The following is a 13,314-nucleotide window of genomic DNA, read 5'->3' on the forward strand; positions in this document are numbered from 1 at the left end:
AGAAACGGGATATTGGCAATGCCGCCTTTATCATAAAGGGGGGCTGTTACCTGCCAGAGCGCTTTAATTTAAACATTATTGCGCCTGTATGGCGGCGGTGAAAGCGATGACGGCCAGGCCTTTACTGACATAACTGCCCACCCTCGTTCCTGACCCGCGCTATACGGGGTCGGACGCTCAGGGAAACGAACACTCCCGTTAAGGTTGAGGGGCAACGTCATAAAATTATCTCCCACGAAGCTATGTCACAAGTGGGGGACTCATTGCCACAGATTACGTTACAGAACTCAATAACCATTAAGTTGGTATTTAGGTTAAAGCACGTAAACTGATTGCGCTATAAATCACCCGTGTCTCACGAAAGGATTCGTTCAATGAAAAAGGTATGTACAGTTCTTCTTTCTTCGCTTGTTTTACTCTCATTTTCATCCGTAGCAGCTGAAGATGTGAATAATAAATTGATCATTCAGGCTATCCCATCCTCCGAGGGGACGGTGGTCGTTGAAGGACAACCGAAATACGAAAAAACGTTCAAGGTGGTTGTATATACCAATAGTAAGCAGCCGATTGAATTAACTGGTTTCGTGGGCTGCTACAAAGCATTTGATAAAAAAGGCAAGGAGTTTGATGAGCGTACGGTGCAGGCAGATTTGCTGGGAACGCTGAAGGAAGGCGCTAAAGAAGGCGAAGTCTCTTTCGTCAGCAACGATGACTCTGTCTACCATGCCAAATTTGTAAAATGGTCTTCGCAATGCCCGAAACTCGCTAAACGCCCTCAATAACTGGCGCTTGAAATATGACGTGAAATATAAAATTTATACTATCATGTCGTTATAATTTAAAGAAAGGTCGTTTTATGCGACCTTTTCGCCTTTCAGAATTTTATAAACCGCAAAACGCGCAATAGCAGGCTGACGGGCTATTTCCGTCGCCCCGATGCCTTTCTGGTGAAGTGCCTGCACAATACGCCTGTCTACAGAACGCCTGTAGCCAAATTTGTTATCGCCTCGCTTCCTGCCCTCATTCGTGTGATCCAGGATCCGCGTGCGCTCAGCCTGTGCCACGGCTGACCGGATGCTCAACACCATTTGCCCTGTTTCACCGTCAGTGCCATCCCGTCATCAATAAATCCGACTGCCACACCCTGAACGTCGAATTCTTTTATCAGTTGGTCATATTAGCAGTGTCACTACCAGACCGGTTGAGTTTTTACCTGGATGGCATCACTGTCTTTCCCTTATTTCTCTTAAATAGAGCCTGTTGTAACTAATCAACAGGTTTCTCACGTGTGTGGCGACCGGGAACGACTACCTCTGCCGCTGCGTGTGCCCTACGACATCATCAACAATACCGCAGAAACTGACGCTGTCGTAACCACCTGCTCCTGCTGCGGGTATCACAGCGGTAACGTGACGCGGTCCACATATCGTCAGCAGGGGTACCGGGTTAACGTCTGCCAAAGACGTCTTTGAAGATCTGAGAAATACAGCGGGTGCATTTGCTGTGAATGAGCCCGCTTCCGCGTCGATAGACAGCGGCTATTTCAAATCGACCTGCCAGAAAAGATGTTTGCCAAAAGGATCGATCTGGTAGCCCGTGACCTCTTTGCGCACCGGTTCAAAAATAGTGGAGTGGGCAATCATCACCGCCGGCATTTGATCATGCATAATCTGCTGCGCCTGACGATAAAGGACAATGCGTTTTTGACGATCCTGCTCGGCGCGCGCCTGGGTAATTAGCGTCTCGAACGGCTGGTAACACCACTTAGCTGAATTCGATCCACCTTTCGCTGCGGTACAGCTGAATAACGGTCCGAAGAAATTATCCGGGTCGCCCGTCGCGGTGGTCCACCCCATCAGAGCCGCCTGATGCTCGCCGCTTTTAACTCGTTGTAAGTACTCGCCCCATTCAAACGTCACGATATGGGCATTGATGCCCACTTTCTGCCAGTCAGCCTGAATCATTTCCGCCATACGGCGCGCATTTGGATTGTAAGGCCGCTGCACCGGCATTGCCCAGAGCTGTATGGTCGTGCCCGGTGCCACGCCCGCCTCTTTTAACAGCGCTTTCGCTCGCTGCGGATCGTATGAATAATCCTGCAGATCGCTGGCGGCACCCCAGACATCAGGCGGCAGCAAATTTTTCGCTACCGTCCCCGTGCCCTGAAAAACAGCATCAATGATAGCGGGTTTATCGATCGCCATCGCCAGCGCCTGCCGGACCCGAACGTCATTCGTCGGCGATTTCTGAGTGTTAAACGCCAGGAAACCCGTGTTAAGCCCGGATTTTTTTTGTACAACCAGGTTGCTGTCCGCCCGTATTTTCGGCAAATCTGCCGGATTGGGAAAAGGCATGACCTGACATTCATTTTTGGTCAGCTTGGCGAGACGGACCGAGGCATCTGGCGTAATGGCGAAAACCAGCCGATCCAGCTTCGCTTTGCCCTGCCAGTAGTCAGGAAAAGCGCGATAAAGGATGCGTGAATCTTTCTGATACTGCACCAGGGCAAAAGGCCCGGTACCGAGGGGATCGCTGTCGACCTTTTCCGGCGTGCCCGCTTTCAGCATGGCCTCGGCATAGTCAGCCGAAAGGATAGAGGCGAAATACCACGCCAGATCGGCCAGAAACGGCGCTTCAGCATGGGATAACGTAAAGCGTACGGTATGATCGTCTTGTTTTTCGATACTTTTGATCAGCGAGCCAAATTCCAGACTTTCAAAGTTGGCATAGGTGCCGCCGGAAACGTTGTGATAAGGATGCTGCGGATCTTTTTGCCGCATAAAAGAGAAAATAACGTCGTCCGCGCCGAAATCCCGACTGGGGTGGAAATAGCGGTTGCTCTGAAACCGTACCCCCTTGCGTAAATGGAAGGTATAAACAGTGCCGTCAGCACTAATATCCCAGCTTTCCGCAAGGGCTGGCACAAGTTCAGTCGTGCCGGGTTTAAAATCCACCAGCCGGTTATAAATGGTCGCTGCGCTGGCATCCACGCTGGTACCCGATGTATAAAGCTGCGGATTAAAATTTTCCGGCGATCCTTCCGAACAGAATACCAGCGTAGTCGCGGTCGCGCTTGTTGCAACTGTCAGTAGCGCAGCAGCTATTATTCCTTTCTGTAGCGATTGCTTCATCCCCTTCCCCTCTGATTAATAAATTAAGCCAGCACCAGCTATTAATCATTCCGCGAAGCTTCGAGCGGAACCGACCGGCTAACCACTATTAACCTTGTTTCAATGAAATAGCAAAGGGAATTCCATCTGCTATTCATCCATACAAATAACTGATGTTACCGGTAATTTTGACCCCGTTTCCCGCTCGTATCTTCAATGGAGCAGTAGCATTTGGGACGCCTGATAAACCGCCTTTATAAAACGGGGAAATTATTAAATCTATGCGGGGCTTTTTTTGCAGGCTTTTACTTAATAAAAATCGGCACGCTGTATCACCGTAACTGGCTTATTCGGGAAGATTGACTAAGGGAGGGGAAAAGAGACAATACCCTGCCGGGAGGCAGGGTATCAAAATAAATCAGTTCAGCTTATAATCCAGCGTAATTTCCGCATTCATTAACTGGGAAACTGGACATCCGGCTTTGGCCTGATTGATAATTTCATCAAATTTAGCGCTGTCGGCACCTGGCAGGGCAATCTGGCTCTGCAGCGCGATTTTAGTAATTTTAAAACCTTCGCCGACTTTATCCAGCGAGACGTCCGCCGTGGTATCAATGCTTTCCGGCACCAGACCTTCATTACCCAACATCAACGAAAGCGCCATGGAAAAACAGGCTGCGTGTGCCGCCCCGATTAACTCTTCCGGGTTAGTACCTGGCTTGCCTTCAAAGCGGGTATTGAAACCGTAAGGCTGCTCTTTCAGCGCGCCGCTTTCGGTACTGATAGTCCCCGTACCTTTCTTAATATCGCCTTCCCAGTGTGCCTGACCTTTCTTATGAATAGTCATCAAAATCCTCCTGTTTGCTTTGCGTGAAGGATAAGTATAGTGGCTTTTCAGCGCTTTGCTGACACGGCACTTGCAAATGCTTACTTACTGAACATTAATAGAAGAAAACGAGAGGAGAAATAGTATGTTCAAAACTGACGACGTTGTACAAAGTAAAACCGGCGGCCCTAAAATGGTGGTGGTGCAGGTTAAAGGCGAAATGCTTTATTGTGTCAGAGTGGATGACGCCGAGAAAAAAGAGCTCGAGGTACCTGCCAGCTCGGTTAATCTTTATCATGAAGATGGCGATTTCGGCGTTTGCTAATCGGCGGGGGCAGTCGCCCCCTTTCATCACTTAAGCACAGGATTGTCTATGTCTCAGCCCCTGGCAAACCAGTTAACCCGCCGCTTTTTCCGCTATCTTGCCGTTACCAGTCAGAGCGATGCTGCCGCAACCAGTCTGCCCAGTACGCCAGGTCAGCAGACGCTGGCTAACCTGCTGGCGGAAGAGTTACGCACGCTGCAACTGCAAAACGTGGAAGTCGATGAGCATGCGACCGTGACAGCTGTGCTGCCCGGTACGGTTTCGGGCGCGCCGCGCATCGGTTTTATTACCCATATTGATACTGTCGACGTTGGCCTCTCGCCCCATATTCACCCGCAGATTTTGCGTTTTGAAGGCGAGGATATCTGCCTCAACAGCGAACAGGCGATCTGGCTTCGCGTGGCCGAACATCCGGAAATTGCCCCTTATCAGCATGAAGAAATTATCTTTAGCGACGGCACCAGCGTGTTGGGCGCTGACAATAAAGCGGCCGTGACGGTAGTGATGACGCTGCTGGAAAATCTCCGTGACGCCACGACGCACGGCGATATTGTCGTTGCCTTTGTACCGGATGAGGAGATAGGTCTGCGCGGCGCGAAAGCGCTGGATTTGGAGAAACGCTTTAACGTTGATTTCGCTTACACCATCGACTGCTGCGAGTTAGGCGAAGTGGTGTATGAAAATTTCAACGCGGCGGCGGCGGATATCCGTTTCACCGGCGTACCAGCGCATCCAATGTCAGGGAAAGGCGTGCTGGTTAACCCCCTGCTGATGGCCTGGGATTTCATCAGCCATTTCGACCGTCGTCAGACCCCAGAACATACGGCCGGACGCGAAGGCTACACCTGGTTTAACGAGATGACGGCCAATGCGAGCGAGGCAAAACTGAAGGCGTCAATCCGCGACTTCGGGCTGACGGGCTTTGAGCAACGCAAGCAGCGAATTAACGAGGTCGCCGCTTTGATTGCCGCGCAGTACCCAACCGGCAAGGTCGAGGTCAATATAAGCGATATCTACAGCAATATCAGTAACGCAATCGGTGAAGATCGACGAGCCCTCGATCTGTTATTTGCCGCGCTGGAAGCGTTAGATATTACCGCGAAAGTCACGCCAATGCGTGGAGGCACTGACGGCGCGGCGCTGTCGGCCCGGGGTCTGTTAACGCCCAACTTTTTTACCGGCGCGCACAATTTTCATTCAAGGTTTGAATTTTTACCGGTGTCATCCTTTGTGAAGTCCTATCAGGTGGCGGAACAGCTCTGCTTGCTGGCCGCGCGTCAGGCATAAAAAAAGCGCCGGGTCACGGCGCTTCTTCCCAGACTACAGCAGGATCAAAAAGAGACCCACTCGTCGGCGCTGGCTTTTGCCGCCACCGGTCGTGCACTTATCGGCGCAGCCTTAACGTGAGGTGCTGGCGACGCCGCGGCGGCCGGTGACAAACGGAACTTCGAGACAGAAAGTGTCAGCTCTTCGGTCTGCCGTTCCAGCGCGCTGGCCGCGGTGGAGACTTCTTCCACCAGCGAGGCATTTTGCTGCGTCACGCTGTCCATTTCGGTAATAGCGGTACCGATTTGTGAAATACCTTTGCTTTGCTCTTCCGAAGCGGAGGCGATCTGTTTCATGATTTCCACCACTTCCGCTACCGCCTGCAGCATCTCGTCCATAGTACTTCCCGCTTCACCAACCAGTTTAGAGCCCTGATTGACGCGCGTAACGGAGTCTGCGATTAGCGTTTCAATCTCTTTAGCAGCTCCGGCGCTGCGCTGCGCAAGGTTACGTACTTCGCTGGCTACCACGGCAAAGCCGCGCCCTTGCTCGCCTGCACGTGCAGCTTCTACCGCCGCGTTCAGCGCCAGGATGTTGGTCTGGAAAGCAATGCTGTTAATCACGCTGGTGATTTCCGCAATTTTGCGCGAGCTGCCTGAAATGCCTTCCATGGTGTTCACCACGTCTTTAACCAGTTTGCCACCCTTGCTGGCCGTACCAGAAGCGCTCTGTGCGAGTTCGCTGGCCTGGCGAGCATTGTCAGCGTTGAATTTTACGGTGGCCGTTAACTCTTCCATACTTGCGGCGGTTTCTTCCAGCGCAGCGGCCTGCTGTTCAGTGCGCGATGAAAGATCGTTATTACCAGAAGAGATTTCTGCCGCGCCACGGTAAATATTGTCCGTCCCGTTGCGGATGGCGCTGACGGCTTCCCGCAGGCTATCCTGCATGGCGCGCAGTAATGGCATCAGTCTACCGACGCAGTTACGACCAATATCCTCCAGCGGATGGCTCAAATCGCCTTCGGCAATGCGGCGGAAATGTTCGCGCATGCCGTCAAGCGGGCGCACCAGCATTTTCACCAGGTAACGGTCAGTAAACAGTAGGATCAGCAGGCCGGCAATGACGGCTATAACGATGATGATCTTCGTTATGGCCGTCAGACGATCGACGGTTACACGCGTCACGTCCAGCTTGTCACCAGCGGCAGCATTGAACTTATCCACGCTGGCACCAAAGGCACGACTGAGGGGTGGCGTCACGCTGGCGGCATGACGACGAAAATCGTCCAGCGAGGCCTGCTGCGCCAGGCTCATCTGCGGCAGAACCCCTTGATCAAGCAGCTTCTGCCAGTCGGCAATCACGGCGTCAGCGTAATCCGGCGCCAGCGGACCCGGCGCTTCGGCTTTAAAATCGCCTAACAATTTGGTCATATTATCCAGCGCTTTCTGGGCCGAGGCCATATCGGCAGCGGCCGTTGGGCTACCGGCCTGGCGGGATTCTACCGCGCGCGTCAGGCGAGTGATAAAACGAAAATATTGGTCATTGCCTTTACTGAGGACGGTCATCTGGTTAACCAGTTCACGGTCAACCTCATTACCCTTCCCCACCGAGTTCAGCGCGCAAACGCTGTAAATACCTACCGCCGTCCACATCAGGCAGAACAGGCCCAGGATCCACAGCATTACGCTGCGGATGGTAAAATCTTTTAGCAAATTCATAACTACTCCGTAACGATTTGAAAGCCCGAATGCTCGTCCTGCGTAATGGACGCTTGACAAGAGTTATCGGCATCGCCAACGAAATCATGAGTCGCTATTTCTTTTTTATTCAGCGCCTTACTGGCCACAACCTGGCGTTAAGTCCTTGCTGCGCCTCTTCTTTATTTTCCTGTCCGTTATAAAGCCATCAAGACTATGTTAAAAGATTATTCGCGCAGTTTAACCACGCTCCCCATCAGCAGGCGAAACAGCTGCATCCGTCTGCGCATGAAATTTTTCTCCAGCTTCAGCGTCGGCCCCGTTTCGCCGAAGCGCATCACCACATCCGCGCCGGGCTGCCATGCAGGCCAGTCGGGATCGCCCTCCAGCCGGTGAGAAAAGATGCTGGCGTGGCGGGCAAAATTCAGCCAATAACCGCTGACCTTTTTGGCAAATTCCCGATCGCCTGCCGTGAAGGGTCGTGCGGCCATTTGTGCCGACAGTTCGTCAAGGGTATTGAGCGTATAGGGGATCTCATTGCCATGCCAGGTGCCGTCCGGATAGAGGTCGCGTGAATTTTCCGACACATAATCAAAGTAATAGCGCCAGACCGGTATCCCCTTGCGGCACTGCGACAGCGCGGCAATGTAACCCATTGCGGTGAAGGTCATATCACGCGCAACCTGTCTGCCGAGCCTGTCGTCATCGTACAGGCCGTCATACAACAGTCGGATCATTTTCATACGCAGCCCTACCCGCTGCGTGGCACGGAGTTGCCTGATAATCAGCGCGGGATCCACCCCGAAATAGCTGAGCACGCTGGCTTCGTCGCTGTTGCTGCCGATCATCAACGGCAGCTTGTGCTGGGCGGCGTTATTAAAAACTTTTAGCATGGGTACGGGTAAAACCCGATCGCCCGCTATCGCTACCGGGCCATTGGCCAGTCCGCTCTCCAGAGGCCAGAATGCGTCAGCAGGCAGCGCGCGCAGCTGTTCGGCGGTAGCGTGTGACAAATTAAAATGACGCGCCAGCTTTTCGCCGTTTGCCAGCGCCTTTTCACGTGGCAAATCGGGCAGCGCATAGGGGCTTTGCGCAATGCCTTTATGAAACAAACCGGCAGAAAGCGGTGAGGAAAAAAGAGAAAGTACGCTGCGTGCGCCGGATGATTCACCAAAGAGAGTGACGTTGTGGGGATTGCCACCGAAGGCACTGATATTTCGCTGCACCCATTGCAACGCGGCGATCTGATCCAGCAGCGCAAAGTTGTTGACGACCTCGCCCGGTGCATATTCTTTATCCAGCGACGGGTGCGCAAAGAAACCCAAATGGCCCAGCCGGTAGTTAAGGGTAACCACCACCACGCCCTGCGACGCCAGCGGCTGGCCGATATAAGGAGCCAGGCCCGCGGCACCGATAGTAAAACCGCCGCCGTGGATCCAGACCATCACCGGCATCGGTGCAGCCGGCTCCGTTTCCGGTGTCCAGACGTTAAGGTACAGGCAATCTTCACTAAACGCGCCAGGATCGCCGCCCCCTACCGCCATGCAGTACTGCCGGTTCTGCCAGCTGGCCGCGCCCCAGGCCGTCGCATCACGCTCGCCCTGCCACGGCGTAACGGGTTTTGGTGAGCGCCAGCGATACTCACCGACAGGCGGCGCAGCGTAAGGTATTCCTCTGAAAACAAAGACATCCTTATCCAGATTGCCGCACAGCATCCCTTCTGCCGTGCTTATCCTTATCAAGCGTTCGTTTTTCATTGCTGCGTCCTGAGTCATCTGCTCACCATTATTTGCAAGCGTGACGACAAAGTCCAATAGGTGGCCCCATTTACAGAAAATGCTTACTTTTTCTTAACATTCAGGTCAGAAAAATGGAGGGAATGTATTTAAAGGACAAGACGTTATCTTTTATGACGCTTTTCAGACGGGCCACCTCTTTGCGGCCAGCCAGTCTCTGATATCGGGTAACCCGCCGGGTTCTTTCGCAGAGCGTAAGAGGATATTTACACTCGGCAGCAACGATCAACCGCGCCGTTTCCGGCGCGGTATTTATCCCTAAAACAGTGGCTGACAGCAGGCGCCATTTTCATCCTAAGGCAGCGTTTGCCAGCAGACCTGATAACGGCCTGTTACGCTTCGCGACGCTTATGACCGAAACGGTATTTTGCCAGCAGCATCAACGAAGTCAGCACCGCCGGCACCGCCAGGCTGGAGAAAACCTCCGTAATATGCCAGCCCATCGCCAGCATTTGTGCCCCTGCGAAAGCGCTGAGGATCGCGCCCACTCGCCCTACGCCATGCATCCAGCTGGAGCCGGTAGCCCGGGCATGCGTAGGATAGTAGCTGGCCGACAGCGCGTTCATGCCGGTATTGGCCCCGTTAAGGCAAAAACCGCTGCAGAACGCGACCAGGCTGAGGATCAGCGTACTTGCCGGCGCGTAGCCGATGGCCACCGTCGCAATAGCCCCGGCAAAATAGATAGCGGCCAGCGCCAGGTTAGCGTTAAGGCGATCCATCATCCAGCCGGCAAAGAGTGAGCCCAGGGTACCGCCAGCCTGATACATAGCAGTGACCAGCGCAGCCTGGGTCACCGTCATGCCCATATCCTTAACCAGCGAGGGCAGCCAGCTGCCGATCAGATAAACCAGAAACAGCCCCATAAAATAGCTGCCCCATAGCAGCAGGCTGCCGGAGAGATAAGGTCGAGTCAGCACCAGTTTAACCGCGCTCTCACGCTGTGGTTTTTCCGATATAGCAAACAGACTTCCCTGTTGCACCTGGCCGGGCACCATTTTTTCAACGATCTGCCGGATGCGTTCTGCGGGGGCCTGTCGCGCCAGCAAAAAGCGCACCGACTCCGGGAGGCCTTTCAGCAACAGCGGTGCGAGCAGTAGCGGCAGTACGCCGCCCAGGATCAGCACCGCATGCCAGCCGTAATGAGGAATTAGCCAGGAAGCAGCAAAGCCGCCACCCGCCGCCCCGAAGGTGAAGCCGCAGAACACCACCGTAATGATAAAGGCGCGCTTGCGCTCGGGAGAGTATTCCGCCACCAGCGTGCCGACGTTGGGCATCGCCGCACCCAGCCCCAGGCCCGTGAGAAAGCGAAAAAGCATCATCTGATCGGCATTGTGCGAAAAGGCCGTTGCTGTCGTCCACAGTCCAAAGAAAAAGACGCTGCTGATGATAATGACGCGACGGCCAAAACGATCGGCAAGCGGACCGGCAAACAAGGCTCCCAGCGCCAGCCCGATTAGCGCCGCGCTGATGATAGCGCCCAGCTGCTGCGTAGTAATACCCCACGCTGCTTTCAACGCGGGTGCGATAAACCCCATCAGGGCGATATCCATCCCGTCCATCGCCACCACCGCAAAACACAGGAGGATAATACGTTGCTGGTAGCGAGTGATGCTGCCTTCGTTGATCAGGGTGCGGACATCTGTCGCAACAATACTCTCCACGTTAGCGCTCCATGGCCAGCAATATGCAAAGCGGCTGGCGTCGGTTCCGAGAAAAAAGTGTCGGCTATCATAACGGATTGTTACCGCTTTCACCCAGCGAATTACGTACCTGCTTGTAGCTATTTCCCTTGAAAAAGCAAGCATCCGCAATGAAAAAAGGGGCTTTTATCAGTAAAGCTGATAGGGCTAAGGCTTATACGCGGCAGAAGGTGATGAAAAAGCGCTATTATGTTAATGAAATTTTGCAATAAGGTTAACAATATTCCTATGCGCTGCTTGCCTGCGCGCCGTCTTGCTGGCTACGCTGCAGTATGGAAAAAAATTACCTGTTTAATCAGCGCATTCGACTGCGCCATCTTCATACCTTTGTCGCCGTGGCTCAGCAGGGTACGCTGGGGCGCGCCGCCGAGGTACTGTCGCTCAGCCAGCCCGCGCTGTCAAAAACCCTGAACGAACTGGAAGAAATGGCCGGTGCCAGGCTGTTTGAACGGGGCCGACTGGGCGCCCAGCTGACCACGGCAGGCGAACAGTTCCTGACCCATGCAGTCCGTATTCTGGATGCGTTGAATCATGCCGGTCAGTCACTCAGCCCCGTCACCACACGCAGTCCGGCCGTGCTACGCATTGGCGTGTTAACGACAGTGGCCCTGGGAATGCTGCCCTCCATCCTCGAAAGATTCCATCAGCAGCAGCCAGATACGCTGGTGCAGGTCGCTACCCTGCATAATAACGTGCTGCTTGCCGGGCTGAGAGCAGGTGAATTTGAGGTAGGTATCGGCCGTATGGCTGAAACGGAAATGATGACCGGCCTGACGTACGAACTGCTATTCCTGGAATCGTTAAGGCTGGTCGTCAGGCCTGACCATCCGCTATTAAGTGACAACGTCACGCTGTCGCGCGCGCTCAGCTGGCCTGTGGTGATATCGCCGGAAGGCACGGCACCGCGCCGTATCGCTGATGCGATGCTCAGGGATCACGGTTGCCGGCTGCCGGCCACCATAGTAGAAACCTCCGCCACCTCGCTGGCCCGCCAGCTGGCGCTGCGCTATAACTACGTTTGGTTTGTGCCCTCTGGCGCCATCAAAGACGACCTGTTGCATAATGCGCTGGCTGCGCTCCCTGTTGCCTCGCACGGACCGGGCGAGCCGGTCGGTATTATTACCCGTACCGGCGCGCCCCTGAGTCGCAGTGCAGAAGTGCTGATGGCGACCGTGCGTAAATCCCACTCCGGTTAGCGACTGCGTTTGGCGTGCCTTTCTCGGTTGTCAAGACGAGCCTGTTCGCTTTTGCGTAATCCAACATAGCAGGCGCCGCCCCCACCGTGTTGCGGCTGAGCGCTGCAAAATGTCTGCACCTGGTCAAATTGTTGTAGCCAGCGCGCCAGATAGCTACGAACAATATTGGCGTGCGACTCATCCTCTTTGCCTTTGCCATGAACGATCAGCAGATTACGGTAATTTTCGCGCTCGGCCTGTAGCATAAAGCTGTAGAGCGACTGGCGGCAGATCTCCACCGGCTGACGCAGCAAATTAAGGCTGGCATCAAGTTGATATTTGCCCAGCCGCAGCTTATCCAGCACCCCCTGCTGAATCCCTTCCGCTTTAAACTCCAGCGGCGTTTCCCGTGGGATCACGGTCAAAAAGCCGCTGGTCAACGGGTTATCCAGCTGCTGCTCTTCCGGACGCTGCCGGGGCGATTTTGTCGAAGGGGATTTTAACCACAGAATGTTGCTACAGTCCTTGAGCGGCGTGACGTCTTCCATCGCGTCTTTAAACAGGTCTTCATCATTAAAACTCATGATACAGCTCCCCCGGTGGCCACGATTAAGGATAGTGTAATGGTATCTGCACCGGGGCGTGCTGGCAAAAATTCAGGCACTTTCCGCCAGGGCGTAACGGGCGCTGGCTTCATCAGTCACCAGTCCGCTGATCCAGCCGCCCTTCAGCACGGCGGCTATGGCCCGGTGCTTTTCGCTGCCTCCCGCAAAGGCGATGATATTGCGTTGGGTATGGGCCGTCAGCCGCACGCTGGTTAAACGGCTGTCCAGGTCGGTTGACGCCCTTTCACCTTCCTCGCCGATAAAATGCCCAAGCATCTCTGCCGCCACCCGCTTCGCCAGCAGGCTGGTTACCTCGTCATCGCAGATAAAGCCATCCGCATTCAGCGGGCAGCCTGGCGAAACCTGGCCTATCCCTACAAACATTACGTCTGCCTGATCGGCTTTTTCCGTTACGGTGCGGTAGATACGATGATTGCACCAGAGGTCACGATCGTCGACGCTATCGGCATAGAGCGGTGCAGGCAGAATAAAATAACGCCCCTGCGTTTTCTCTGCCATCCACAGCGGCACATCGTAACGGGTGCAGGAGCCGTCACTGGCGATAGCGCCAATCAATGAGACACAGCTGTGCTGAGGCCGGTCCAGTTCCGGCAGCTCATTAATGGTGGCCCGTAAGGTTCTTCCCGATCCCACCGCAACGACCTGCGGCTGCTCGTTTTTCAGCGTTTGCGCCATCACTTCCGCCCCCGCTACGGCGATCATCTGCTGTAGCCCAGCCGCTTCAACACCGCCTGACGGAACCACCTGGCAGTATTTCAGGCCGAATGTTGTCTGCAGCTGCTGCGCCAGCGTC

At 54.3% G+C, this 13,314-nt stretch carries 11 protein-coding genes and 1 pseudogene; 4 read left to right on the top strand and 8 right to left on the bottom strand.

Annotated features, from left to right (window positions below; genetic code table 11):
- Positions 1-374: 374 nt before the first annotated feature.
- Positions 375-782, top strand: a complete 408-nt coding sequence (locus tag RTK32_RS05475) for a DUF4354 family protein (protein ID WP_312042475.1) — start codon at positions 375-377, stop codon at positions 780-782.
- A gap of 72 nt (positions 783-854) precedes the next feature.
- Here the strand turns inward: RTK32_RS05475 and RTK32_RS05480 are convergent.
- The 3 genes and pseudogenes from RTK32_RS05480 to RTK32_RS05490 form a co-directional block, all read right to left on the bottom strand.
- Positions 855-1,209 (bottom strand): annotated as a pseudogene (locus tag RTK32_RS05480) (recombinase family protein); the annotation flags it as partial.
- Between the two features lie 329 nt (positions 1,210-1,538).
- Positions 1,539-3,131, bottom strand: a complete 1,593-nt coding sequence (locus RTK32_RS05485; protein WP_312042476.1) for an ABC transporter substrate-binding protein — start codon at positions 3,129-3,131, stop codon at positions 1,539-1,541.
- A 397-nt stretch (positions 3,132-3,528) separates the two neighbouring features.
- Positions 3,529-3,957 carry an OsmC family protein gene (locus tag RTK32_RS05490; protein WP_312042477.1) on the bottom strand — a complete coding sequence of 143 codons (429 nt, stop codon included), beginning with the start codon at positions 3,955-3,957 and terminating at the stop codon, positions 3,529-3,531.
- Positions 3,958-4,081: 124 nt separating this feature from the next.
- On the opposite strand from RTK32_RS05490, the gene RTK32_RS05495 reads away from it, so the two are divergent.
- On the top strand, positions 4,082-4,261 hold the full coding sequence (locus RTK32_RS05495) for a DUF2158 domain-containing protein (protein ID WP_312042478.1): 180 nt from the start codon (positions 4,082-4,084) through the stop codon (positions 4,259-4,261).
- A 48-nt stretch (positions 4,262-4,309) separates the two neighbouring features.
- A complete protein-coding gene (gene pepT / locus RTK32_RS05500; protein WP_312042479.1) occupies positions 4,310-5,548 on the top strand; it encodes a peptidase T in 1,239 nt (412 codons plus the stop codon).
- A gap of 44 nt (positions 5,549-5,592) precedes the next feature.
- Here the strand turns inward: pepT and RTK32_RS05505 are convergent, their stop codons facing one another.
- The 3 genes from RTK32_RS05505 to RTK32_RS05515 form a co-directional block, all read right to left on the bottom strand.
- Positions 5,593-7,245: a methyl-accepting chemotaxis protein gene (locus tag RTK32_RS05505; RefSeq protein WP_312042480.1), complete on the bottom strand. Its 1,653-nt coding sequence runs from the start codon at positions 7,243-7,245 to the stop codon at positions 5,593-5,595.
- A 206-nt stretch (positions 7,246-7,451) separates the two neighbouring features.
- Entirely contained in the window at positions 7,452-8,981 is a 1,530-nt protein-coding gene (locus RTK32_RS05510) for a carboxylesterase/lipase family protein (RefSeq protein WP_312042481.1), read from the bottom strand.
- A 371-nt stretch (positions 8,982-9,352) separates the two neighbouring features.
- The gene (locus tag RTK32_RS05515) at positions 9,353-10,681 is read right to left on the bottom strand and encodes an aromatic acid/H+ symport family MFS transporter (RefSeq protein WP_312042482.1); all 1,329 of its coding nucleotides are present in this window, start codon (positions 10,679-10,681) and stop codon (positions 9,353-9,355) included.
- Positions 10,682-10,992: 311 nt separating this feature from the next.
- Between RTK32_RS05515 and RTK32_RS05520 the strand changes: the two genes are divergently transcribed.
- A complete protein-coding gene (locus RTK32_RS05520; protein WP_312042483.1) occupies positions 10,993-11,916 on the top strand; it encodes a LysR substrate-binding domain-containing protein in 924 nt (307 codons plus the stop codon).
- Here the strand turns inward: RTK32_RS05520 and smrA are convergent.
- The gene (gene smrA / locus RTK32_RS05525; RefSeq protein ID WP_312042484.1) at positions 11,913-12,479 is read right to left on the bottom strand and encodes a DNA endonuclease SmrA; all 567 of its coding nucleotides are present in this window, start codon (positions 12,477-12,479) and stop codon (positions 11,913-11,915) included. The two genes, RTK32_RS05520 and smrA, sit on opposite strands and share 4 nt — an antisense overlap.
- Positions 12,480-12,551: 72 nt before the next feature.
- On the bottom strand, positions 12,552-13,314 hold a 763-nt coding region (locus tag RTK32_RS05530; RefSeq protein WP_312042485.1), incomplete at its 5' end, for a sugar-binding domain-containing protein.

Origin of the sequence: Erwinia sp., assembly GCF_031978025.1 — a bacterium.
Lineage (GTDB): Bacteria > Pseudomonadota > Gammaproteobacteria > Enterobacterales > Enterobacteriaceae > Erwinia.